This window comes from Pseudoalteromonas sp. UBA2102 (genome assembly GCF_002331165.1).
In the GTDB taxonomy this organism is placed as follows: Bacteria; Pseudomonadota; Gammaproteobacteria; order Enterobacterales; family Alteromonadaceae; genus Pseudoalteromonas; species Pseudoalteromonas atlantica.
This window is the reverse complement of record NZ_DCYU01000033.1, coordinates 23,088-48,535: the sequence shown is the minus strand read 5'-3', so window position 1 is coordinate 48,535 and position 25,448 is coordinate 23,088. Positions and strand designations below refer to the sequence as shown.

At 39.7% G+C, this 25,448-nt stretch carries 22 protein-coding genes; 14 read left to right on the top strand and 8 right to left on the bottom strand.

Annotated elements, in window-relative coordinates; translation table 11 throughout:
- Positions 1–88: 88 nt before the first annotated feature.
- Positions 89–2,980 carry an insulinase family protein gene (locus B2R65_RS03980; protein ID WP_286741263.1) on the bottom strand — a complete coding sequence of 964 codons (2,892 nt, stop codon included), beginning with the start codon at positions 2,978–2,980 and terminating at the stop codon, positions 89–91.
- A 167-nt stretch (positions 2,981–3,147) separates the two neighbouring features.
- Here B2R65_RS03980 and B2R65_RS03975 point away from each other — a divergent pair, with 167 nt between their 5' ends.
- On the top strand, positions 3,148–3,567 hold the full coding sequence (locus B2R65_RS03975; RefSeq protein WP_273607990.1) for an MAPEG family protein: 420 nt from the start codon (positions 3,148–3,150) through the stop codon (positions 3,565–3,567).
- A gap of 48 nt (positions 3,568–3,615) precedes the next feature.
- Here B2R65_RS03975 and B2R65_RS03970 read toward each other — a convergent pair whose 3' ends face one another.
- Positions 3,616–4,374, bottom strand: a complete 759-nt coding sequence (locus B2R65_RS03970) for a peptidylprolyl isomerase (protein ID WP_273608001.1) — start codon at positions 4,372–4,374, stop codon at positions 3,616–3,618.
- Between the two features lie 296 nt (positions 4,375–4,670).
- Here B2R65_RS03970 and ushA point away from each other — a divergent pair, with 296 nt between their 5' ends.
- On the top strand, positions 4,671–6,293 hold the full coding sequence (gene ushA / locus B2R65_RS03965) for a bifunctional UDP-sugar hydrolase/5'-nucleotidase UshA (RefSeq protein WP_273607991.1): 1,623 nt from the start codon (positions 4,671–4,673) through the stop codon (positions 6,291–6,293).
- 41 nt (positions 6,294–6,334) lie between these two features.
- Here ushA and B2R65_RS03960 read toward each other — a convergent pair whose 3' ends face one another.
- Positions 6,335–7,279, bottom strand: a complete 945-nt coding sequence (locus B2R65_RS03960; RefSeq protein ID WP_186807286.1) for a hypothetical protein — start codon at positions 7,277–7,279, stop codon at positions 6,335–6,337.
- Complete coding sequence (locus tag B2R65_RS03955; RefSeq protein WP_273607992.1) at positions 7,272–8,153, bottom strand: type 2 periplasmic-binding domain-containing protein; 882 nt, start codon at positions 8,151–8,153, stop codon at positions 7,272–7,274. The genes B2R65_RS03960 and B2R65_RS03955 overlap by 8 nt, the downstream gene beginning before the upstream one ends.
- 233 nt (positions 8,154–8,386) lie before the next feature.
- Here B2R65_RS03955 and B2R65_RS03950 point away from each other — a divergent pair, with 233 nt between their 5' ends.
- Positions 8,387–9,232, top strand: a complete 846-nt coding sequence (locus B2R65_RS03950; RefSeq protein ID WP_029772090.1) for a S1/P1 nuclease — start codon at positions 8,387–8,389, stop codon at positions 9,230–9,232.
- Positions 9,233–9,562: 330 nt separating this feature from the next.
- The gene (locus B2R65_RS03945) at positions 9,563–12,703 is read left to right on the top strand and encodes a TonB-dependent receptor (protein WP_029772091.1); all 3,141 of its coding nucleotides are present in this window, start codon (positions 9,563–9,565) and stop codon (positions 12,701–12,703) included.
- 213 nt (positions 12,704–12,916) lie between these two features.
- Here B2R65_RS03945 and B2R65_RS03940 read toward each other — a convergent pair whose 3' ends face one another.
- Positions 12,917–13,342 (bottom strand): MarR family winged helix-turn-helix transcriptional regulator, encoded by a 426-nt coding sequence (locus B2R65_RS03940; protein WP_029772092.1) that lies wholly within the window; start codon positions 13,340–13,342, stop codon positions 12,917–12,919.
- Between the two features lie 415 nt (positions 13,343–13,757).
- On the opposite strand from B2R65_RS03940, the gene hmgA reads away from it, so the two are divergent.
- Positions 13,758–15,056 carry a homogentisate 1,2-dioxygenase gene (gene hmgA, locus B2R65_RS03935; protein ID WP_273608002.1) on the top strand — a complete coding sequence of 433 codons (1,299 nt, stop codon included), beginning with the start codon at positions 13,758–13,760 and terminating at the stop codon, positions 15,054–15,056.
- Between the two features lie 5 nt (positions 15,057–15,061).
- Entirely contained in the window at positions 15,062–15,691 is a 630-nt protein-coding gene (maiA, locus tag B2R65_RS03930; protein WP_248461938.1) for a maleylacetoacetate isomerase, read from the top strand.
- Here the strand turns inward: maiA and B2R65_RS03925 are convergent.
- Complete coding sequence (locus B2R65_RS03925) at positions 15,688–15,921, bottom strand: TIGR02647 family protein (protein WP_004588741.1); 234 nt, start codon at positions 15,919–15,921, stop codon at positions 15,688–15,690. The two genes, maiA and B2R65_RS03925, sit on opposite strands and share 4 nt — an antisense overlap.
- 117 nt (positions 15,922–16,038) lie before the next feature.
- Here B2R65_RS03925 and B2R65_RS03920 point away from each other — a divergent pair, with 117 nt between their 5' ends.
- Both B2R65_RS03920 and B2R65_RS03915 read left to right on the top strand, forming a co-directional pair.
- Positions 16,039–16,341 carry a DUF1496 domain-containing protein gene (locus tag B2R65_RS03920; protein ID WP_273607993.1) on the top strand — a complete coding sequence of 101 codons (303 nt, stop codon included), beginning with the start codon at positions 16,039–16,041 and terminating at the stop codon, positions 16,339–16,341.
- 54 nt (positions 16,342–16,395) lie between these two features.
- Positions 16,396–16,704 carry a VF530 family protein gene (locus B2R65_RS03915; protein WP_004588743.1) on the top strand — a complete coding sequence of 103 codons (309 nt, stop codon included), beginning with the start codon at positions 16,396–16,398 and terminating at the stop codon, positions 16,702–16,704.
- A 36-nt stretch (positions 16,705–16,740) separates the two neighbouring features.
- Here the strand turns inward: B2R65_RS03915 and B2R65_RS03910 are convergent, their stop codons facing one another.
- The gene (locus B2R65_RS03910; protein WP_121638437.1) at positions 16,741–18,360 is read right to left on the bottom strand and encodes a diacylglycerol kinase family protein; all 1,620 of its coding nucleotides are present in this window, start codon (positions 18,358–18,360) and stop codon (positions 16,741–16,743) included.
- Positions 18,361–18,817: 457 nt separating this feature from the next.
- On the opposite strand from B2R65_RS03910, the gene B2R65_RS03905 reads away from it, so the two are divergent.
- The 6 genes from B2R65_RS03905 to B2R65_RS03880 all read left to right on the top strand — a co-directional run bounded on the left by B2R65_RS03905 (position 18,818) and on the right by B2R65_RS03880 (position 24,712).
- Positions 18,818–19,342 (top strand): sigma-70 family RNA polymerase sigma factor, encoded by a 525-nt coding sequence (locus B2R65_RS03905; protein ID WP_024031922.1) that lies wholly within the window; start codon positions 18,818–18,820, stop codon positions 19,340–19,342.
- A complete protein-coding gene (locus B2R65_RS03900; protein ID WP_273607994.1) occupies positions 19,339–20,022 on the top strand; it encodes an anti-sigma factor in 684 nt (227 codons plus the stop codon). The genes B2R65_RS03905 and B2R65_RS03900 overlap by 4 nt, the downstream gene beginning before the upstream one ends.
- Before the next feature lie 389 nt (positions 20,023–20,411).
- A complete protein-coding gene (locus tag B2R65_RS03895; protein WP_273607995.1) occupies positions 20,412–22,004 on the top strand; it encodes a DUF4331 domain-containing protein in 1,593 nt (530 codons plus the stop codon).
- 10 nt (positions 22,005–22,014) lie between these two features.
- The gene (locus B2R65_RS03890) at positions 22,015–22,527 is read left to right on the top strand and encodes an Ig-like domain-containing protein (RefSeq protein WP_273607996.1); all 513 of its coding nucleotides are present in this window, start codon (positions 22,015–22,017) and stop codon (positions 22,525–22,527) included.
- Positions 22,528–22,583: 56 nt separating this feature from the next.
- Positions 22,584–23,612 carry a tetratricopeptide repeat protein gene (locus B2R65_RS03885; RefSeq protein WP_273586288.1) on the top strand — a complete coding sequence of 343 codons (1,029 nt, stop codon included), beginning with the start codon at positions 22,584–22,586 and terminating at the stop codon, positions 23,610–23,612.
- Positions 23,609–24,712, top strand: a complete 1,104-nt coding sequence (locus B2R65_RS03880; RefSeq protein WP_286741255.1) for a HupE/UreJ family protein — start codon at positions 23,609–23,611, stop codon at positions 24,710–24,712. The genes B2R65_RS03885 and B2R65_RS03880 overlap by 4 nt, the downstream gene beginning before the upstream one ends.
- A 42-nt stretch (positions 24,713–24,754) precedes the next feature.
- Here the strand turns inward: B2R65_RS03880 and B2R65_RS03875 are convergent, their stop codons facing one another.
- A complete protein-coding gene (locus B2R65_RS03875; RefSeq protein WP_154945473.1) occupies positions 24,755–25,381 on the bottom strand; it encodes a TetR/AcrR family transcriptional regulator in 627 nt (208 codons plus the stop codon).
- Positions 25,382–25,448 lie beyond the last annotated feature (67 nt).

Here is a 25,448-nt window from a genome sequence, read left to right as displayed (position 1 = left end):
GTAGTACTACATTGGGGTGTTTTACCAATCCACAATAATACTTAATTAAGCGGATTGGCATTCTTTTAGCTGTATAAATATATATAGCTTATTTTTGTAATTTAATACCATTGTAATAGGTTTCAAGCGATTGAATTTTGGTTTGATTTGGTAAATCAGCAAAGTCGCTTTCTACAAATTTAGTACCACGTAACTGCACATTTAAACGTGCGGCTTGTGGGTTTAACATAGTTTGTTTGTAGTACTGCTTAATATCCTCAAGCGTTACTTTTTCAACTTCATCAATTAGCTTTTGCTTAGAGTCAAAGTTAAAGTTTTCGCGATACCAATCAGTAATAAGTGGCCCCATTTCATCGCTTAGGTTTTTAGGCTGCTCTTTTAGTGATACAAGCGTGGCATTTTTAAGTTGAGCAAAAGTATCTAAGCTCATATTATCAAGCTCTACCGCGTACTCTTTTTTGAATTGATCAAAACGTGCCTGTATTTCTTTTGGCCCTTTAACAGGTGTTTGAATAAACAAGCCAATTGCCGAGTAATCCTCTATTGGGCGAGCCAGCGCGCCTACGGCGTATGCAAGTTGCTCTTCGGTGCGCATTTTATCAAATGCAATGGTTCTAAAGTGGCTTTGTAACACCGCGGCTTGCGCTTTTTGTTTATACCCTGGCACTGGGTGAACGGTCATATCAACAACTGCCACATCAGCAACATCAATATCTTTTTGCAATACTCGCGTTTCGCCTGGCTGCGGTAACCATGCTTTACTGCGCGCAAACTCACTCGATGTATGATTGCTTGGTAAAGTGGCACTTAACTCATTAGCTATCGATTCTATATCTTGTTGGTTGTAATTACCGTAGCTAAATACACGTAAATCGTTGGTGGCAAATGTGGCTGTTTTTAGCTTGTTTAAATCGGCAACGCTTAGCGATTCTGCCACTTTTATCAGTGCCTCTGTATCAAAGCTGCCTGTGCGGATAAGTTTTGAGTAGGCGCCAAATGCTTGTGCATACGGAAATTGCTTTTGCTGATTTAACAAGCCACGTTTGTAGCGATCAATGGCTTGGGTAAATGCTTGTGCCGTTACGTCGGCTTTTAACCCGCTTAGCGCTTGTTTTAAAAGTATATCTTGCTTATCGGTAAAGCCACTCATTGATAAAACTAAACCATTACTTGGCGCAAGGTTTACACTCATGCCGGCAATGGCGGCTTCGGTGCTTAGTTGGCTTTGTTGAATGTTATATAAGTCGGCCCATACTGAGTAAAGTACTTCAGCATTAATATCATTTAAGCCTGGTTGGGTATTAATATATACCTCAACCAACCCCTTTGGCTGGGCAGCAAATTTTTGGCTTGCTTGGCGCCATACTTTTACGCCGTTTTTATCGTAAGCCAGTTCAGGGTGTTTTTGCTCTTTAAACTCAGCTGTTTTAATCGCGAAGCTTTCAGGTAGTAAGTTATTTACACTTGGTAAAGCAAGCTTAAACTCGCTTGATGTTTTCCAACTGGCAATTTCGGCATCGCTAATATCTTCTATGCGGTATTTACCATCATAAAAATGCAGTTGCGAGTCGGTTTCTTCTTGTTGCGAAATATACCAAACGCGCAACGTATCGGCATTTAACTGCTTAAGTACCTCGTTTATCGCCTCTGCGTCAAATTTGGCATAATAGTAAGGCGCATCAATGGCATGATTTAATGGGTAATCTTGCATGCTGCCAGTAAGCGCACTGACATAGCTAAACTCATCGCCTTTTTCTAAAAACTTAAATTGATTGCTAAGTGATGTACGAATTTCATTAAAGTACTTAGCATCTACACCTTCTTTTTTAATCAGTTCAATGTATTGCATAATAGTTGCGACAATTGTTTCGCGGTTTTTCATGCCTTCATCGGTTAATTCTAGCGAAATAGTAAGCGCGCCGTAATTGCCGTACTGACTAGGAGAAGGAGACGCTGTTAATTGCGATACCCAGCCTTTGTCGCGTAGTAATTGTGCCGGGCTACCTGGCATTTCATTACTTAATAAATAACTGACATAACGGTTAGGTTTAACCGCAAAGTCGCGGCTGTTGTTATTAATAGTAAACTCAAGTTGCAGCTGTTTTACGTCTTCATTAGGTGAGTAATATACTTTTTTGCCACCGGCTTTATCAAAATCAAGCTCTGCGGTAACGGTTGGCTTTTCAATGTGTTTATTTTTGATATCGGCAAAATAAGTTTTTGCTTTTTGCTCCATTTGCTCAATTGGCAAGTTTGAAATAAGCGCTACTTTCATAATGTTAGATGAATAGTATTTATTGTAAAAGTCGACCGTTTCTTTGTGTAATTGGCTGCCTTCTTTGTCTCCTAGCGTTTCTAGGTTACCAATTAAAAAGCGATTTGCCGGGTGATCGCCCATCATTTTACGGGCAAGTTTAAACTGGCCAAAAAAGTCCATTTCGCGGCGCATTGACCACTCGGCATTTACAGCGTTTTTTTCTTTATCTGTATATTCAGGGTACAGCTTAGGGGCTTTAAAAAAATCAGCAAAACGGTCTAGCGCTTCATCAAAGGCATCGTTATTAATTTTAAACATGTAGTTTGTAATATCGAGCCAAGTATACGCATTATTTACCCCGCCATTTTTGGTCATAAAGTCAGAGTAGCCTTTTGTATCGGGGTAGCGCTCTGTGCCTAAAAAAAGCATATGCTCTAAGTAATGTGCCATACCTTGCTGCATCATAGGGTCGTGTAGTAAGCCTACGCCTACACTTAGTGATGCTGCTGATTTTTCAGCGCTTGGATCAGAGACTAAAATGACTTCTATTTCGTTTTCGAGGGTAAGGGTTTTATATTCGCGCGTATCATTTGGGCTTACAACTAATGTGTCTGAGAGTAAGGAGCTTTGCGAAGAACTAGCAACCGATAATGTAGATGATGTATTAGTACAGCCACTTAAAACTGCTAAAGCGATGACGCTAAAACCAAGAATTTTTTTCATTTTGTTTTTCCATTAAAATTGCGCTTAGGATGCGCTCAAAACAACGTAATAGAGCTAAATTAACACTAACAATTAAGGGTTTACCACAAAATAATACTAATTTATGTAACACATTGTGAAAAACACCTGCATACTTAAAGTCAGAAAATAATAACGAAGGAAATAGGATGGAAAAAATAATAATACTCGCCATGTTTGCACAAGTAACGTTATCGCTCGTTGTAATGTTAATTATGGGCAAGCGACGCTTTGCTGCTGCAAAAAACAAACAACTACAGTTGGACGATTTTAAAACCATGCGCCTTGATAACGCAGGCGATACCGTACGCGTAGCAGATAGAAACTTTACAAATCAGTTTGAAATACCAGTGCTTTTTTATATCGGTTGTATTGTTGCATTGCAACTTAACAGCGCTAGCTACTTAATTACTGCGCTTGCGTGCTTATTTGTTATTTCGCGTATTGTGCATACGGTTATTCATATTGGCAGTAATAATGTAAGAATGCGCTTTAATGTTTTTTTACTAGGCTGCGCCAGTGTGTTTGCTTTATGGCTCGCGATTATTTGGCGAATTTTAGCATTTTAGTAAAAGCGGCTTAATTAGCCGCTTTTTTATTTACTGTTTAACACTTAATTAGTATTTAGCGCGTTTTAAGCGTTTACCCACACCAAGCAGTGCAATTAAGCAAAAACCAACCCCCATACTCCCACCCGAACTGCTTGATGAGCCAGCCTCTGCTGATGAATCGTCCTGGCTTATTAATGTATTGGCTGTTGGGTTTAAGTTGGCAGATGAAAGCGGGTCGTCATCTAATACCACCACACTATTAATAGTTACAAAGTTAGCGCTGCTCAGAGCGACATCGCTACTTGAGCATTGTTCACTGGTTATATCAACCAATGGGATATCGCCGCAGTGTACCAATCCAGCAATACTATCGAGCGTAGCTTGGCTTTGCTCTGTAATTTGCCCAAATACTGTAAAACCGCCATTTTGGGTATCAAGCGCTTCGCTATTATCAACCATATTAAAAAACCACTGGCTCGTTGCGCTGTTTTCATCGTTGGCTAATTTAGCCATCGCGATTGTACCCTTCACATTAGATAAAACAGGCTCATTAACAACAGTAGGCTTGGTGGTTATTGGCACTAATTCGTCGGTAAATGTAAAGCCACCGCCTTGTATTACAAAGTCGCTGACTGAGCGATGTATTACGGTTTGGTTGTATGCGTCATCTTCAATATAACTTAAAAAGTTAGCAACCGTATTGGGGGCTTGTTGATCAAACAAGTTAAGCTCTATCACCCCGTGCGAAGTTTGCATTTCAACAATAGTGGCTTGGCTAGTAAAGCACGAAAACGCAAGTAGTGAGCCAATCAGGCACTTTTTCATCATGAGTCCTTTTTGTTATTGTTATTTAAATTAAGTGTTAATACCAATTCACACTATACGCCAAGGAAAAGCATTTAGAAGGCACAACTACAATTAACACCCTTTTAGTTACACTTCATTACATATTCTTTTAAATAACACTTGCTGTATTCGCTTTGTGTAAAAGCATTTAATAATTTAATATTACTTTTAAAAATCGAATATAAAAAAGTATAAAATAAGTACGTTATTTATCGCTAAATTAGTTTAAACTAACCGCCTAATAAATTAAGCACACCATAATAAATGGGTATTTCATGCGTATAATTATTTTATTTTCAGTTATTTTATCTGTTATAGGTTGTACAAACTCACCTTTAAACACCTCCACTGCTCCACAGTATATTACTGTATTACATACTAACGATAATCACGGGCGCTTTTGGCATAACGAAAAAGGTGAATATGGTATGGCAGCGCGTAAAACGTTAATTGACGCTTTACGTAACAAAGCTCAACAACAAGGCCATGCAGTCCTGCTGCTTTCTGGCGGTGATATTAACACCGGTATACCTGAGTCAGACTTACAACACGCAGAGCCTGATTTTAAGGGAATGTCGTTACTCGGTTACGATGCTATGGCCATTGGTAACCATGAATTTGATAACCCACTGAGCGTTTTAACTAAGCAGCAGCAATGGGCTACCTTTCCTTTACTGTCTGCAAATATTTTTGACAAAGCAACTGGGGAAAGCGCATTTCAAGGCTATAAAATTTTTGAAAAGGGGGGCTTAAAAATTGCGGTTATAGGACTTACCACTACAGACACCGCTAAAATAGCTAACCCACAATATATTGGCCATTTAGAATTTAAAGACCCCGTTGATGTGACGGCAGCTCTCGCTAAAAAAATTAATGAGCAATACAACCCCGATATCACTATTGCACTTACTCACATGGGCCATTATGTAGATGCAAACTTTGGGATTAATGCCCCGGGCGATGTCACACTTGCCCGCTCTTTACCCGCTAATACCTTAGATATGATTATTGGTGGTCACTCGCAAGAGCCGGTTTGTATGGCAGCTAAAAATAAAAATGACGATAACTTTAAACCCGGTCTTGCGTGTAAGCCCGATCAGCAAAACGGCACGTGGATTATGCAAGCACATGAGTGGGGCAAGTATGTAGGTAAGGCAGAGTTTAAGCTAGAGAACGAAAAGCTCACCTTACTCGATTATAAATTGCTGCCAGTTAATTTATATGTTGATGAAATTCAAGTCGATGGGTCTAGTAAACAAGTATTAGCCAACGAATACATTAAACCCGATCCGACCCTAGAAGCTTTTTTAGCAAGTTATCAAGCAAAAGGCGCAAAACAAATTGCAGGTAAAATTGGCAGTGTTGATGCGCGTTTAGAGGGCGATAGAAACAAGGTACGTTACCAACAAACTAATTTAGCGCGTGTGATTATACAGGCACAAATGAATGTGGTTGGCGCCGACTTTGGCCTTATTAGTGGTGGCGGAATAAGAAGCTCTATTGAAGCTGGCGATATTAGCTATAAAGATATTTTAAAAGTACACCCGTTTAAAAATCGCATTACTTACATGGACTGGCAAGGGCGTGATTTATGGAACTACTTAGAAACAGTGACCAGCTTCCCTGTTGATGCAGGTGCCTATTTGCAATATCACAAATTAGCGTTTACCCGTAAAAATGGCAAATTAGTCAGTGTACTCATTGATGGTAAGCCATTTGATGAAAATAAAACTTACCGTATGAGTTTAAATAGCTATAACGCATCGGGTGGTGACGGTTACCCTGCTATTAATAAACTCAAAGGGTTTGTGAGCACAGATGAAACCGATGCCCAGGCGCTTAAAACCTTTGTATCGCAAAATAGTCCTCTTAAAGCTGCGCAGTTTGCACCTAAATAACAAAACGTTATTAAAAGATAATGTTTAAGGAAAGTAGCTGACTACTTTCCTTTTATTTCTATGTTTCCCTTTGCAATATTTATTAAACCGTAACTGTGTAAACGTGAGCGAGAGCCCTCGCCATATGCTTTAGGCGGATAATAAATGTCTTTCATATCAGGGTGTTCGTTTAAGACTTCGTCTAGGGCTGCACGAATCTCACTGAGTGTTTTTTCTAAGCTGCTATTAAAATTTGGCCGCTTGCGTATAGTATGCCCAAGCTCAATCAACCTATAAAAGTACTTATTAGCAAGCTCTATAAGCTCATCTGGCACGTATTTATTTTGATTTAGCACAACATCTTTATTATCACGACAAAACTCTATTAATGCTAAATAAAAGCATAACGGTTTGTTAGCTAAACACACTGTAGCCTCAGGCATATAACTATTACTGAGTGTTTTAGTGTTTAAATCAATGATCAATGCCAGCTCTTTTGGTTTTCCTAAGTCGGTACCAGCATTCAGTGATGGGCCTTTTGCATCTACAGGCATACCTATAATAGACTTCAGCCATTTGCTAAATAAAATACTCAAAACCAAAAATAACAAACAAATTAAAAACCTGTTTTCTGACCAAAACTGTGCGTTTTTCTCAAACACTAAAGAGACATGGGTAGTGCTCGACTTGAGTGTTCTTACAAACTGGTTTGGCTTTAAAGTTAAAGGCTTAGCAGATTTTGGCACAATTTTAACTAAGCGAAGATTATTGTCTAAATAGCCGTTGAGCTTTAATAAGTAGTCTTGCACTGCATGTTGGTTACCCGAGTGCTTTAAAAGCTCATTAGAGAGCGCAATTAACGGTAAATCGAGTGCAACTTGTTTTTCGGTTTCAATAACCTGGCGTTTAATAGCGTCACTCTGCTCATTAATTACAGACACATAAAACACTAAACAGTTAATAATAAAAACAGCGCAGCCAAAAAAAACATATTTATACTTATCCATTTTTAACGATCTCATCTTTAGCTGTTACCTGCTCTGAACTGCAATCCCAGTACGATTGCGCCTCTTTGTAATAACTCAGTGTCTGCTCCTTTGACATATCAAGAATATGACGCTGTACAGCACATAAAAGGTCTGTATTGTTTTGCTGCATTTTTAGATACCAGCGCGAACCTGAAATTTTATTACTTAAAGGGGTTATATAATTTTTTGAAAAACGAGCAGCATCACTTTCTTTCCAAAAAGACGCAATAATATCGACCTGCCCATTAGCTAATAAGTCACGAAGCTCGCTGTGCGAACTGGCGTAAGTAATATCTAAATTGGCTAAGTTGATATTTAAATCTTTAAACATTTTCTTTGGAAGTATATGGCCAGAGCGGCTTGTAGGGTAATCTAATAAGCCTATACGCTTATCTAAAAAGTATTGTTTTGTTAAGCGTGGTTTTTCTTTTGAGGAGATAAAAAATGCGGTGTAATCAGAAAAGCCCACCACAGATTGATAGTTATAAGTTAGCTCTGCATTAAAGGCGTCCATTATATTATTTTTTGCAAGTACGAGGTCTGCAATCCCTTTGCCTACAAAATCGAAGCTTTCCGTTGTACTGTCACCCCAGTAACCTTTAACTGAACCGTATTGTTTCGTTACCACGGTATCAAGGCATAGAGACTCTGTAAGCTTCTCTGCCACGCTTTGCGATGGCGTAAATACAATAAGCTGATTTTTGTTTTCACTGGCTGTTGTATAACATTGTGTTGACGTTTTTATTAGTTCTGGGAAATTTATTTCATCACTTTTAACGCTCACCTTTCCAACAGACCATGCAGCAACCATAACCAGAAACAAAAGTGTAACAAACGACAGTTTATGTAACATGACCTTTCCAAACCCCATCAATAAGATGTACCTAACAACGCTAAGGCTTTATTTGAACAATATTATTTACTTATTACAACAGGTAATTTTACCCATTAAAGTTAAGCTGTTGATTTAAAACGATTATGAATAAGAAATAATGAATACTCTTGACTCCTTTCTATATTTAGCAAAAACAATCACAATGTTTACACCAGCTAATAGGTGAATAAAAATAAATGCAGGAAACATTGATGCGCATTAAAATTGCTACTCTCGTAGCAACAACGTTAATAATTGGTGCTGTTTTTACAACTTCTAAAGCGTATGCGTGGGGTCAAAATGGTCATCGAATTGTTGGGCATATTGCTGAGCAACATTTGAGTGACGAAACAGTGTATAACCTGTTGCCACTATTAGAAGGACAATCCCTAGCTCAAATTTCTACTTGGGCAGATGAGATGCGATCTAGTCCTGAACTATTTTGGCGTAAAAAATCTTCACGCTGGCACTACATAAACCTTCCTAAAAATAAAACACTTTCTCTAAATCACGCACATACACACAGCAAAGACGATGTAACAAATATTCTAGAAGGTATTTACTTCTCTATTAATACACTTCAGTCATCTACCTCTTCCCTTAATGAAAAACAGTTTGCTTTAAAGTTTTTAGTTCACTTGGTTGGCGACAGCCATCAACCATTTCATGCTGGGCGAAGTGAAGATAGAGGCGGCAATTTAATTAAAGTTGATTTTTTTGACAACGAAACCAATTTGCACAGCCTTTGGGACACTGGACTAATAGAAAATGAAAACTTAGCTTACACTGAATACGCTAAGTTTATAGATACCGACGATGCAGCATTAATTAAAACATACTTAAACAGCAGCCCTACTACTTGGCTGATGGAATCTCACAAACTGGCCGAAGATATTTATACCTCAACCAGTGATGAAGTGAGCTATAGTTATGTTTTCAAATACAATCCGCTTGTTAAGCAGCGTTTGCAAAAAGCAGGCGTTAGGCTTGCGGGTGTATTGAACTATTTATTCGATTCGTCAGATGACAACAAAAAATTAAAAATAACGACAAAATAACAATCAACCTATAAATAAAAAACCTACACACGGGAATTAATTTATGTTTATACACTCTCTGGAGTATAGCTAAAATAATACAGCTAAAAATGTATTAATTACAAAATGTAAATAATTAATTGTAAAAGGAATTATAAAGTTTGCATTTCATAATACTGTCACATAACGGCGGTAACATAACAATAAGTAATTAATCCAAATTTAGTTAAGTATACAAGTATAAATTGTGCAAATTAATTTTGCATATTACAAGAGTATAAATTCAACAACACTGCTGACTTTATACTACTTAAAATAACAATTTAATTATAACTTTCACGGGAAATGAAAATGAAGACTAAACTTCAAAAAACAGCACTCTCACTTGCTATCGCTGCGTGTGTAAGTGTAAGTGGCGCTGCATTCGCCAACGAAACAACCTCTGCGATTAAGGGTCAAATTACCGGTCCAAACGGTAACCCAGCTCCAGGTACCAAAATAACAATTTTACACGTACCGTCTGGCTCAGTTAAAACAACAGAAGCAAACGATGCAGGTTACTTTACTGCTAAAGGCCTTCGTGTTGGTGGTCCTTACAAGGTAATCGTTGATTCTGATGTTTATGCTGATCAAGAATTTAATAACATTATCCTAAACATTGGTAACGATTACCCAGTAAATGCTGCACTTGAGCCACAATCAAGCATGGAGCAAATTGTAGTAACGGGTGCACCTATCAGCTCTATGTCTGGTGGTACTGGCCCAGCGTCTACATTTACTTTAACTGATCTTGAAAACACACCTGCTATTAATCGTGATTTAAAAGATATTATTCGTATTGACCCGCGTATCACAATTGACGATAGCCGTGGTTCAATCAACTGTGGTGGTGGTAACCCTCGTTACAACAGCTTAACGCTAGATGGCGTTCGTATGAACGATAACTTTGGTTTAAGCTCTAACGGTTACCCTACTATTCGTGCCCCTTTCTCATTTGATTCAATTGAGCAGGTTTCAGCTGAGCTAGCACCATTTGACGTACAGTACGGTGGTTTTACCTCGTGTAACATTAATGCGGTAACAAAATCTGGTGGTAATGAAGTTCACGGTGGCATCTTCTATGATTACACAAGCGATTCATTAAAAGGCGATAAAATTGAAGGCGAAGACGTTGATAACGGTAACTACACCGAAAAACGTTACGGCTTTAACGTTGGCTTACCGTTAATCGAAGATAAACTGTTTTTATTCACTTCATACGAAAAGCTTGAAGGTGTGCAACAGTTTAACTACGACGGTTTAAGCAGCGGCAGTGTAACTGCAGATGATATTGCTCGTATTACAAACATTGCTCAAACTGTATATGGCTATGACGTAGGCGGTATGCCTTCAAGTATGCCTGTTGAAGATGAAAAAATCTTAGTTAAATTAGATTGGAACATCAACGAAGATCACCGTGCAAACTTAATCTACAACTACAACGACGGTAATACGGTTTCACAGTCAGACACTGGTTCTAGCCGTGTTTCACTATCAAACCACTTTTACGACCAAAGTGCAGAATTTACTTCAATTATCGCGTCTGTGTATTCAGATTGGTCAGATGATTTTTCAACTGAAGTTCGTATTGGTAAATCAGAATTAGACGCAACGGTACAATCGCTTGATGCTGCAAGCAGCTTTGGTGAAATGCAAATAAGCACAGGTAACGGTGGTACAGTTTACATTGGTCCAGATGATTCTCGTCAATCAAATGATTTAGATTACGATACCACTACATTTAAAGTAGCGGGTACTTACTACCTTGACCAACATACCATTACAGCTGGCTATGAGTTTGAAGAGTTAGACGTATTTAACTTATTCGTACAACAAACTGAAGGCGAGTACCGTTTTTATAACGAAAGAGATTCAGACGTAACGGGTATTGATTTATTTGAGCAAGGTATCGCAAACGCTGTTTACTACAACAATGCTGCCGGTACTAATGATCCTAACGATGCGGCTGCAAGTTTCTCATACGCTCAGCATACGTTTTATGTTCAAGACGAATATGCATTTACAGACTTAGATGCAAACATCACATTTGGTTTACGCTACGATAAATACACAAGTGATGACGTACCAAACTTTAACCAAAACTATACTGACCGCTATGGTTTTAGTAACCAAAGCACGTTTGATGGTATTGATTTACTTCAACCACGTGTTGGCTTCCAGTGGTATGCAACAGACGAGTTAGAAGTTCGTGCTGGTGTTGGCTTATTCTCTGGTGGTAACCCAAATGTTTGGTTATCTAACTCTTACTCTAACGATGGTATTACAAACATCGGTACATTCCGCAGCTCGGTTGATTTATTCAACACGCCAAACGTAAATGGTGGCGCGCCTGGTTTTGAAGTACCACAAGAGATGTTTGATGAAGTTGCTAACACTGTAATTGGCTCAGGTGATGCTACAGTAAATGCAGTTGACCCAGACTTTGAAATTCCTTCAGAGTGGAAATACTCAATCGGTGCAACATACACAACTGAAAACGAGTATGTTATTTCACTTGATTACTTATACTCTAAGAAGAAAGATGCTGCCTTAATGCGCGACATCGCACTTCAGGATTCGGGCGAAACTACATTTGATGGTCGTCCTATTTACGAGTCAATCGAAGGCCGTGATGGTGAATACCTTCTTACAAATGTAAGTGGTGATAGCGGTGATTCATCGGTTATTTCATTAGCTGTAAGCAAAATGTTTGACAATGGCGTAAGCGTTAACTTTGGTTACGCATACACAGATTCAGACGATGTTAACCCAATGACAAGCTCTGTTGCTGGCTCAAACTACGGTAACATTGCTCTAACGGATCCTGGTAACCCTGGTGTTGCATCATCAGATTACGAAATCCCACATCGTTTTACTATGACGCTTGGCTACTCTCATGAATTTGTAGATGGTTTTGCTACTCGCTTTAACCTATACGGTGAAGCATACAAAGGCTTACCATACAGCTACACATTTGACGGAAGTGATGACGCATGGGGCGATGCTAACTGGAATGGTGACCGTCAGTTACTTTACGTACCACTTGAAAACGATCCTAACGTTGTTTACGACATGAGCGCTGATGAAATTAACGCGTTTAACGACTTTATCGCATCTAACGGTTTAGAGCGTGGTGAAATCACTGGCCGTAATGCTGAAAACTCAGATTGGTTTGTTAAATTTAACTTTAAAGTTACTCAAGAATTACCAGGCTTTATGGATGGCCATAAAGGTGAAGCATTCTTCGTAATTGATAACTTAACTAACCTGTTAAACGATGATTGGGGCGTACTTAAAAAAGGTCCTTTCGTTGGCGCTAGCATGATTTCAACATCAATTGATGAGCAAGGCCGTTACGTATACTCAGGCTTTAATGAAAACAACGCAAATACATCAGTACAATCTGATGCGTCATTATGGCAAATGCGTGTAGGTGTTCGTTACACTTTCTAATCGCATTAGCGTAAAAAACGACTAATTAAAGCCCATCTTTTGATGGGCTTTTTTTTACCAACCAGCTTAATTAAATTATCTATTTTAATGATGGATATATGTGTTGAGAGCTAGGCAAAAAATTTCTATTTAGTTTTCTAAATGAAAATTTTATAACGCAGATAGCGACACATTTAGCCCCTCAAAATGATTAAGTATTATTGCGGATTGGTTTTATAAGGCCTCTTTAAGCTCTTTTAGTAAATTTAGCAATTGGACTTGTTGCTGCTTACTAAATTTTTCAGCTAATTGTGCTTCCCAGTTTTGTGCATCACGTGCTATGAGCTTGTAAATTGCATTGCCCGGCTCATTTAACATAACCTGCGTTACTCGCTTATCTTGCTGATTTAGTTGTGCTTCTACATACCCTCTTTGCAGCAATGATTTTATAGCTCGCGAAACCGTTGACTTATCCATATTGGCCTGTGTACATAAATCTTTTGCATTGCTTTTGCCATATTGTGCTAAGTTTGCCAACACCCGCCATTGAGGGATGGTTAAGTTGTATTTTTGCTGATAAACACGCGCAAAATCATCGCTTATAAGATTTGCCATTTGGTTTAACTGATAGGGCAAAAACTGCTCTAGATCTATTTCCATTATTACTTTCTCATCGCATTTACACACTGTGAAAACTGTGCATTTTTATTTACAGGCTAAAACATGCGCCCATTTGAAATTACTCTCACTTGAGAGTACTTTAAACTAATTAGGGCCTGTTGACCTTTCAGGATTGAAATTTGTTCAATCTAGGGGCCATTTAATCGCGGCGCGAGGTTTGTAACCTAGTGGGCTAAGTAAAAACCGAGCAACAAAGAGTAAATGGCCCCTAGGCAGAACCCTTCGGGCAGCGCCTGTTTGACTTTTATGCTACGTTATCGCCTATTTATGGGGAACAACCACACTGCATAGGCTCTGCCTTGCCTAATTCCCAAACAGACTGCTGCAAATTCAACCTCGAAAGATAAACAGGCCCTAGAAAGATAAAACAATGTCACTCTCACAGGATCTAAATATGGCCAGCGAAATAAACTACATGAGCGGTTTTGGCAATGAGTTTGAAACCGAAGCGCTACCCGGTGCACTGCCTGTTGGGCAATTTACCCCACAAAAGGTGAAGTACAATTTATACACCGAGCAATTTAGCAGCACGGCCTTTACGGCACCGCGAGCCGCTAATCGTCGCACGTGGCTGTACCGCCTTCGTCCATCGGTGGTACAAGGTGAATACACCGCTATAGATAACGCACTAATAAGAACAGCGCCTATAACTGAAGCAATTACGCCCCCTACAATGATGCGCTGGAGCCCTATTGATATTCCTTCAAAGCCCACTGATTTTATTGATGGCTTAATTACAATGGCTGCAAATGGCAGTGCCAATGGGCAAACCGGTATGGGTATTCATGTTTATGTTGCTAACAGTTCTATGAAAGGGCGTTATTTTTGTAATGCCGATGGTGAGCTATTGTTTGTGCCTCAGCATGGCGAACTGTTATTACACACTGAATGTGGAAAGCTCACAGTAAAGCCGGGGGAAATTGCCGTCATTCCTCGCGGGATTAAATTTTCGGTTGATTTAATTGATGAAACCGCACGTGGCTACATTTGTGAAAACTATGGTCATGCATTTGAACTTGCCGAGCGCGGCCCCGTCGGTGCAAATGGCTACGCCAACGACAGAGACTTTAAATACCCTGTTGCTGCATTTGAAGATAAAGAAGGTAGCTTTGAATTAGTCACTAAATTTAACGGTCATTTATTTAGTTGCCCTATCACACACTCGCCTTTTGATGTAGTTGCTTGGACCGGTAACAGCGCACCGTACAAATACGACTTAGCGCGTTTTAATGTTATTAATACCGTGAGTTTTGACCACCCAGATCCTTCTATATTTACTGTACTTACCTCCCCTTCAGCCACTGAAGGCATGGCAAATGTAGATTTTGTAATTTTTCCACCGCGTTGGATGGTGGCAGAGAATACATTTAGACCTCCTTACTATCATCGCAATATTATGAGTGAGTTTATGGGCTTAATAGAAGGGGTTTACGATGCAAAAGAGCACGGGTTTGTACCAGGAGGCGCTAGTTTGCATAATTGTATGTCGCCACATGGGCCTGAAGCCGAGGTATTCGAAAAAGCATCTAACGCTGAGCTTGCACCGCAAAAATACGAGAACACGTTGGCCTTTATGTTCGAGTCTCGTTACATAATATCGCCCACTAAATATGCCCTTGAAGGAAAAGAGCGCCAAACTAATTACACTCAGTGCTGGCGTAGTATCACAAAACATTTTACAGGCGAGGAATAATAACAATGAAACTATACAGCTACTTTCGCTCATCTGCCGCATACCGTGTACGCATAGCACTTAATTTAAAAGGCATTGAGCATGATATGCAATTCGTTAATTTACTTAAATCTGAACAGCTAGCGCAGCCTTACTTAGATAAAAATGTGCAAGGTTTACTTCCTGCTCTTGAAACGGACGAAGGCGTATTAGCGCAATCACTGGCTATTTTAGAGTGGTTAGATGAAAGCTATCCGCAAACGCCGTTAATTTATGGCACTGCATGGCAAAAAGCGCAAATTCGTAATATTAGCTATGCAGTGGCATGTGATATTCACCCAGTAAATAATTTACGAGTGCTGAAGTATTTAAGCAACGAATTGGAGGTAGACGAGCAAGCTAAAGCCGCCTGGTATAGGCATTGGGTAGAGCTTGGATTTGAAAAAATTGAATTGATGCTAAGTGAAAACGATGAGTTTTGCGTAGGCAATACACCCACTCTCGCTGATATATGCTTAGTGCCACAGGTATTTAATGCGTTGCGTTTTAATGTAGATATGGCTGCGTATCCAAAAATTGCAGCCATTTATGCACGTTGTAATGCATTACCCGCTTTTAGTGACGCCGCGCCGCAAAATCAGCGCGATGCAGTTTAACTTTTTAATGCGCAGTGAATAACACTCACGTGCTCTATTAAATCAAGGCCCAGTTCGGTTAAATAGCCGCCATCTGGGCTGTCTATCACGCCTTTATCAAACAACCTTTGTGCCGCGCTTAATAAATTTGGTTCAGCATCCGAATGTAACTTAATCCCTTGCATTTTGCTCTCTCGTGGAAATTTAGCTAATAACGTAAATTCATCTATCATTGTTTGATTAAATTGCATGTGTTCACCTTTTTATAATTGTGTGTTTAAGTCAGTGTTGTTTAACGCTATTACTTACCCTAGCATGTTTTTTAATCGTGTGTACTATTTTTAAACTATCAAAACTCGAGGTCGCTCATGCGCCATATTATGGTTTTATTTATTTTTTTAATTGCGTTCACTTTAGCCCCTAGCAGTTATGCAAAAACAGTCAAAACGCATTCTATTATTGACGCTAATGAGATTATTAATAAGGGTGATATTTGTTGGTACGACAACAAACGTTATAGTGAAGGCGCGCTGGTGCAAGTACATTCTTTTACCTTAGTGTGCGCAGCTAATAACCCACAGCATAATAACAGTGAGCTAATTTGGCTAAAATTAGATAAAAAAGGCAATATTGTTTATCCCACAAAGCCTAAAACCATTACGGTCAATTAGCGCTAAAAGAGGATTTACGCTACAATGCGCACAGTTTAAATAAGTAGTATGGCTATGGATAATCAACCAAAAAATCCTCTTCATGGGGTAACGTTAGAACAAATTTTAGTAGAGCTTGAGCAGCGCTTAGGGTTTAAAGCCATGGGCGAGCAAGTAAACATTAAATGTTTTACCGACTCACCGAGTATTAAATCAAGCTTAAAATTTTTACGTAAAACCCCTTGGGCTCGCGATAAAGTTGAAGCTCTCTACTTACATACGTTAAGTAACAAACCGCTGCGTAAACCCAAAAGCGCTCAGCGCCCTAAGCCTGCCAGCCAAAGCGATAGCAGTGGTTTTGTTTGGCCAAGCATTAAAAAGTAACACAAAAATGCACGTTAAATACGTGCATTTTGTATTTTATAGCTCCTTACTAATTACTTTTAACGAGGCGGGGTCAACTGTAATAGTAAGCGTATCCGCTGTTTTTATTTCACCATCCAGTACATACTTAATTTCTTCGTCTGCGGTTATCGTTACTTTTTTAGCGTTGGTATGATGCGAGCTAATTGCTAAATGCGTTTGTGTAATACTACTAAACATAAGTTCAGCAATGCTTAACACGCGAGTGGTGTTTTCATCACTAGGTAGCAGCCAATTAATGTCTAATAGGCCATCTTCGTGATCGGGCTGACCACCTCCTTGAGCTAATAACGTAGTAAATGGCGCAGCATTAGCCACAATAAAGCTATTTGTATTTACCTCCTGCGTTTGATTATCATCAAGGGTGACATAAAGGGTTTGCGCTTTTTGCTCACTAAATGCCTGAAAAAAACCACTTAAATAGGCAAGCTGACCCGATTCGTTTTTTGAGTCTCTATCTGCTTTTTCTACCATTGATTGCTCATAACCAATCCCAGCTAACAACAGCATTAACTCGTCATTACAATAGGCCGTATCAATTGTTTGGGTTTGCCCATCAATAATAAGATCGCAGGCCTGCTCAACAGGAATGATTTTAGAGCTAATCCCCATAAGCACATGCGCTAAGGCATTGGCTGTGCCCATTGGAATAATACCCAGCTTGCACTGAGTGTTTACCAATACACTTGCTACCTCTGTCACGGTTCCATCACCGCCACAGGCAATTATTATATCTGGCTTATCTTTAATGGCTTGTTTAGCAAGCTCAATACCGTCTATTTCTTTGGTGGTGGTTAATACTTCTAAATCATAATACGCCGACAACCTAGCCACTATTAAATGCTCTTTGTCTTGCCACATTTTGGTACCCGACACAGGGTTTGCAATAATAACGGCTTTGTTTTTAATAACTAGCTCGCCCTTTTTATGTCGCTTTGCTAAATGACGAAGCTGATGCTTATTAAGATTTGCGGTTTCGCGGGTTTCTTTTATTTGCGCGAGCACTTGGTGAACATCGGCGTTTTTATCTTGGCTCAGTAAATACGCTGCCATAACAAATACCGAACGCCCTCTGCCCAGTGCACAGTGAACTACCACGCGGCGGTCTTCTTTAATATGATGATGTATCCAGTTAATGGCTTGGTTTAATTGCGAATGGGTAGGCACACTATGATCAAGCACCGGAATATTTAAATAGCTAATATTTTCTTGTGTAGAGCTCCATTCTAAGCCATCAAACTCACACGTTACATCTAATATTGCCGTTATGCCGTTTTCTTTTAACGTATCTATATCAGAGGGGAACAATCGGCATGCTAAAAATAAATGGTCGTTAATTTTTTGAATGGGAGGGACTTTATCGTGCTTGCGAGAATACGCATTGTAAATTTGAGCACCCAGTAAAAAAGGCACAAATGCCCAGCGAATATAAAATGGGATGACACCATTTTCACGCTTTCTAAAAATTTTCGCCAAATTAAAAATGTAAGCACCACTGACAAGAATTAACGACAATGCACTCCAGTAAAATACCACTGCAAAATATACCGAGTTAACCTCCCACCCTATAAATATAAAAATTAACGCTAAAATTAAATAACTCGTTGCAGCCCACATATTTTCTCCTTTATTTTTACTGTTTTGGCACATTTTTTTACAGCTGTGTATAAGTGTAGTAGCAATTTACACGCCAACAAAAGTTGTTTTTTAGGAACAAAAACAACACTAAGTAACTGATATAAAATAAATAAAAGTAGCTAGCTTTAGCTGTATTCGCATATTAGGCGCTTTTTACACAGTAATCGGTCATTTTTTCTCACTACTCAAAGGTAACTGTTTATATTTAAAACTTGTTTCAATGTGTACAGCAGCTAATATAAATGTCAGCTTAAAAGTTTTTGCATCCAATCACTCTTTTCACACGTTTATTGAGAGTGTGTTTATCTTTATTGGTTAAATTTATAACAGCCTGTTTAATCTCTATTTCAAAGCGATTAAGTTGCGCTTAAATAAAACAATTTTTAATTCACGAAGCCCAACACACCTCGGTAATAATAAAAACAACAGGAACCTTATGGAAAACGACAATTTACTTCCTCTTTTGTGTAAAACAGCACAGGGTAACAAAGCCGCGTTTGCTGATTTGTATCAGCAAACAAGCGCAAAGCTTTTTGCGATTAGTTTAAATATGCTGTCAAACCGCGCGCACGCAGAAGAAGTACTGCAAGAGGCATTTATAAAAATTTGGCATAACGCGTCAGAGTACAACTCATCTAAAGGCACAGTTATTAGCTGGATGATAAGCATTGTGAGATACCGCAGCTTAGATGCATTGCGTTATCACAAGGTAAGAAAAGAGCAGGCAATGGGTGACGATGAATACGATGAACAAGCTGTCGATGTTAGTTACGACGAACAAACCAAACTTGTTAATTGTATTGAGCAACTTGACCCCCAACAAAAACAAGCCATTCATTTAGCCTATTACAAAGGGCTAAGCCATGGTGAGTTAGTCAATCACATAGAAACGCCCTTAGGCACAGTTAAAAGCTGGATCAGGCGTGGTTTGCAGCAGTTGCAGAGGTGTTTAACATTATGAATTATAATAAACCAGAATTACTTGATGCTTTAGCAGGGCAGTATGTATTAGGTACTTTAAAAGGCCTGGCACGAAAACGTTTTCAACGCTTAATGCTCAGCTTACCGCAAGCCCGAGAAGCCACTATAATGTGGGAGCAAAATTTAAATGATTTAGCCAGTGCAATTACGCCTCAAACACCCAGCGCGCAAGTGTGGCAGAATATTTTAAATACATTAGAACACACCAACCAACCCGTTAAAACGGTGATCAAACCAGCCACATCGCTATGGCGCAATTGGTCATTTATAGCCACAGCTGCCTGTATTATCTTAGCATTTTTGGTTATTCAGCCCACAACTCAGCCCCAATACAGCCAACAAATTGCTTTAGTACAAAACCAAGATAAACAATCACTGTGGTTTATTAACGTAGATGAGCAAACATTATCGGTTAAAGCCAGTGATAAACTCGTTGCGCAAACCGATAAAGACTACGAGCTGTGGATGATTTTAAAAGGGCAAGACACGCCAATTTCGTTGGGTCTACTGCCTCAAAACGGTGAAAAACAGTTACTCAAAGGCACGCGCTTTAAGGCACAAGACATTGCCCTACTCGCTGTTAGCTTAGAGCCTTTAGGTGGCTCGCCAAACGGCCTACCAACACAAGTACTGTACACGACAGATTTAGTTATTTTATAACTAAATAAACGCGACTGGTTGGTCAAACTTTGTTTGGCCAACCTTTTTATTTACCTTGGGGTGTACCGCCCTTTACCTATTAATATTTGATTAAACTAAAGTAGGCTTAATCGCAGTGCGATGCTTATCATATTGTGTGCTCAATACCTGGTGCGTTATTTTAATTGCATACACCCCCTGTAATAAGTATAAAACCAAACCGCTTCAGCCTCTTTATCACTCTCTTATCACTTCCTTATCAAAATATAAAACAGCCTGCTGAAAATTTAATCTTGAACGTTAAATACCCCTTTATTAACAATAATAAAAAATATTTAACTTTTTTGCATCCATTGTGCTTTTTGTTTCGTTATTAGTTATGACTCCAATCAAAACTAAAGGAAAAAGTCATGAAAGCTTTAACTCCATCTATACTCGCAGTACTAGTATGCAGTACCTTAGTAAGCACCTCTAGCGAGGCATCAAGTCACCGTGAAGCGCCGAACATTAGCCGCTTTCCAACCTTAGACTCTACCGACTTTTACGTATTTAATAGTTATGAAGCAGGCAGAGACGACTACGTTACATTTATTGCCAACTATATTCCTCTACAAGATGCCTACGGCGGCCCTAACTACTTTGCTATGGACCCAGATGCAACCTACAGTATTCATATTGATAACGACGGTGATGCAGTTGAGGATATTACCTTTGCTTTTAATTTTACCAGTATGCTGCCAAACGATAATCAAGGCGTGCAATTAACCGTTGGCCCAGAAGATAATCAGCGTACTGTATCTGTACCTCTTAAAAACGTTGGTGGTGTAGCAGCAGGTGATGATAGCGCCGCTAATTTTAGCGAGTCATACACACTCAGCATGATAAGCGGTCCACAACGCACGGGTACCAGTACAGCATTAAGTAATACCACCACCAGTTCAACCACGTTTAATAAACCGCTTGATTATATTGGTGACAAAACATTTGGTTCAATGGCTGATTACCAAACCTATGCAGATCAGTTTGTTTATCAAGTTTCGGTACCAGGCTGTGACAGTATGGCCAAAGTATTTGTTGGTCAGCGCAAAGACCCATTTGTCGTTAACTTAGGTAAAACATTCGATTTAGTAAATTACGTTCCCGTTGAAGGTGATAGTGCGCCTGGTGCTGGAGATGGCGGTGGTTTCCCTGGGGGGATTACACAAAGCAGTGAGAATGACGACCTCGTAGATAAAAACGTTACCTCAATTGCAGTTGAAATGCCTAAAAGCTGTATTGTAGGTGAAGGCAACGGCGTAATTGGTTCATGGACAACAGCGAGCCTACCTCAAGCACGCATTTTAAACCCTAACGCTAAATTTGCAGATAACGCGGTAAATGGCGGTGCATTAACGCAGGTTTCACGCTTAGGTAATCCATTAGTTAATGAGCTAGTTATTGGTATTAAAGACAAAGATACCTTCTCAACGGCTCATCCTAAAGACGATGCACAGTTTTTAGATTACGTTTCGCACCCGTCTTTACCAGAGCTGTTAAATATTTTATTTAAAGATGCAGTAAATACCACACTTGGCGCTAATTTAGAAACTCTTGCTCCAACTAACTTTCCACGTACTGATTTAATCACCGCATTTTTAACTGGTTTTGCAGGGGTAAACCAACAAGCCACCGTAACGCCATCAGAAATGCTACGTTTAAATACTGCAATTGCAGCCACAGCACAAACTGATCAGTCTGCATTTGGTGTAGCCGGTGATGATTTAGCAGGTTTTCCAAACGGGCGCCGTCCAGGTGACGATGTCGTTGATATTGCACTTCGCGTGGTAATGGGGCGTTTATGTCATCCTATTCCTGTAAATGGTGAAGACACCGACTTAGGTCTATGTACACCAGAGGATGCTGATGTAGGTACAGTGCCATTCACTGATGGTGCTCCAGTTGATGCAAGCATGATGGATGCCACTTTCCCATACTTAGCCACCCCACTTGCAGGCTCTAAATAAGGAGTAACGTATGCGTAATTTAAACCTTACCCATAGCAGTATATTGTTATGCGCTTTGGCACTAGGCGCGTGTAGCAGTGATGATGATAACAAACAACCCACACCGGTTGTAAATTCTGCGCCCAGTGCTAGCGATGCAATGTTAATTACACAAACAGAAGTTGAAATTAACGACATGTTAGTGGCCACCGATGCTGATGGCGATACATTAACATACACATTAACTTCGCAGCCGACATTAGGTAACGCTGTAGTAAATAGCGATGGCAGCTTTACCTATACCCCAAACAAAGAAGCAACCGGTAGCGACAGCTTTATGTTTGGTGTATCAGACGGTGTTAACCAGCAAGTGACTGCAGCGGTAAATATAACCATTGAAGCACTGCAAGTGGACTTTGCACAATTTGCAAGCGATGCATTTAATCAAAGCCCCACTGCGCAACCGCTATCTACCAACGGACGTGTCTTTATCAATACAGACACAGACGTAAGCGGTATTTCATCGGGCGCTTCTGGTAACTAACTCAGTAAGTAAATTAAGCTGATGGCCATGGATGGCTTTTTTAAGAGGATAAAACAATGCGCAGTCATTATAAAAAAATGCTCTTTGTTTTTTGCGCTGCACTGTGTGTAAATAACGTGCTTGCAAAACCAATTACCCCAAAAGATAACGCAATTATTGCCTCAAGCAATGCAACATTAAGTGCTAATTTAACCCTTGAGCAACTCACTGCGCTGGTGCTAAATAGCCAATACATAGGCCAAACAGAGCGCTATCAAGGTGTATTAAAAAAACGCTTAAAAAACCTATATACCGCTTCTGCAACTGCACAAAGCGGTTATTTATATGCACGGGTACTTCAAAAGGAGCATGCGTTTTCGCGTGCCATAGACGTTGCTAATAACGTATTAAAAACCCAGCCAGATCATGTAAACACCCATTTATTACTAGCTAATATGTTGATGACACAAGGCAAATTTGAACAAGCTAAGCGCCATTGCGTGGCATTAATTGGTAACACCAGCCTATTAACGGCCAGCACGTGTGTGCTGGATGTACAAAGCCAACAGGGCAAACTGAGTGAAAGTTATCATGCGTTAGTTAAGCTTACGCAAAACAAAAACAGCAGCTTAGCGACAAAACATGTGCTCAGCGAAATGGCATTTAGACTCAATAAATTCACCCGTGCGCAGCAGCATATAAATAATATTGATTTAAACACAGCCCCGGTAAGCCTTATTGTGCTGTGGGCCGATATTCAACTGCAGCAAAACAACCCTGAAAAAGTGCTTAATACACTCGGTAAACTTGCCAATAGCCACTCATCGCTCGAAGACGCTATTTTGCTCAAGTTAGCCATAGCTGAAAAACGCAGTAATAAGCACACTAATACGGTGTGGCAACCGCTCATGCAACAGCGCGTAAAATTACGTGAACAACGCCAAGATACCTTCCATGCCAACGACTTAGCTAACTACTATATTCATGTACAAGCAAACCAAGCCAAGGCACAATACTGGGCAAATATAAATTGGCAGCAAGCAAAAATGAGTACAGATAAACATTTACTAAGCCAAGCAAATACGATGGTTAGGGATTCTTTATGAGTAAAATAAACGCGTTATTTGTTTTATTTATAGTTGCGCTATTTGCCAACTTTAGCGTGCAAGCACATCAGTTGAGCACAAGCTACATTTCACTGGATAATACAAACAACGAAAAGCAATACACAGGCACCTGGCAAATAAATATTAGCGATTTAGAACAACAAGTTGCGCTTGATGTTAACCAAGACACACAAATAAGCTGGGGCGAATTAAAATCACAAAAGACGGCTATTAATCGCTATGCCAAAAATACTCTATCGGTTTTACAAAATGAGCAAACTTGCCCATTAACAATCACCGATAACTACCAATTAGATAATCATTTTAATGAAGCATATTTAGTGTTACCGCTAGTTTTTAGCTGTAACACTGATGCAGATGTAACGTTAACGTACCGCGCTTTTTTTAACCAAGACGCAAACCACAAAGTTATTGTAAATGTAAATCAGGTTTCGCGGGTTTTCACTATAGATGAGCAACAACACACTTTTACCACTGAGCAATCGAGTTATTTAACGACCTTTAACCAATATGTTTATCAAGGCGTGTTACATATTTGGATTGGCATTGACCATATTTTATTTTTAATCGCACTACTTTTAACCTGTGTTTTAACACGCACTGAAAGTCACTGGCAGGCAATAGTAAGTAAAAAGCACATTATTAAGCACACTGCGTGGATCGTGACTGCGTTTACCCTTGCGCATTCACTTACCCTTACTGCTACGGCTCTTAATCTTGTTTCGCCAAGTAGCCGCTGGGTAGAGCTAGGTATTGCAATCTCGGTATTATTTGCGGCTTTAAACAATGTATGGCCGGTTATATTACGCCTTGGCTGGCTTACTTTTGCGTTTGGTTTGTTACATGGAATGGGCTTTGCCAGTGTACTTGGTGAGCTTGGGCTCTCGAGCGATTATCAATTGCTCAGCATTTTAGCGTTTAACTTAGGTGTAGAGCTTGGGCAGCTGAGTATACTGTGTATTGCACTGCCGGTGTTACTAACCATGCGCAATAAACCTATTTACATAAAATGGGTGATGCCAATTGGCTCCCTTGCTATCGCTGCAATGGCACTATTGTGGTGCGTAGAGCGTATTTAGCATTAAAAAAGCGAGCCTTTTGACTCGCTTTTTAGTTTTCTATTACTTTGTTTTATCAAACGGCATTAGCAAGGTTTTCATCGCAGGCCTAAGCGCGATTAACACCGTTTCTTCGGTGAGCTCAGGGTAGAGCATCTTACGAAGCAGTAACCCCGCCATCATCGAAAAAATAACGTTAATGCGGCTTTCAAGTTCGTGTTCATCAGTGTCTTTAAGTGCACTACGTTCACTGGTGAGCAATTGACGCATGCGCCCCCGCGCTTGAATATCCATATCTCGTAAAAGCGAGGCCACTTTACTATTGCGACCCGCTTCCGCCATCATGTCTAAATCAACCACACAGGCACCGGTATCCATATGCCTTTGTACACCAATGTTTAAGCCATCTATAAGCGCTTGCAGAACATCACCAGGGTGATCTTCAAATTCCTGAAAGATAGAAAACATTTCTTCCATGTCTTTAGCAATAATACTTTCAATTATTGCCTCTTTGCTTTCAAAGTAGTTATATATATGCCCAGCGCTCATGCCTGCCGTACGGGATATTTCGGCCATGCCTGCGCCATGATATCCCTTGCGTTTAAAACACTCTGAGGCAGCACTAAGCACCTGCTCTCGCCTAGCTTGTGCTAATGCTGGGTCTGTATGCCTTTTAGCTTTCGTGCTCATAACCCTACTCCGGTATTAAGCGCATACTTAATACAGCGTAAGCTCATTGCATAGCTTAACTTAACAA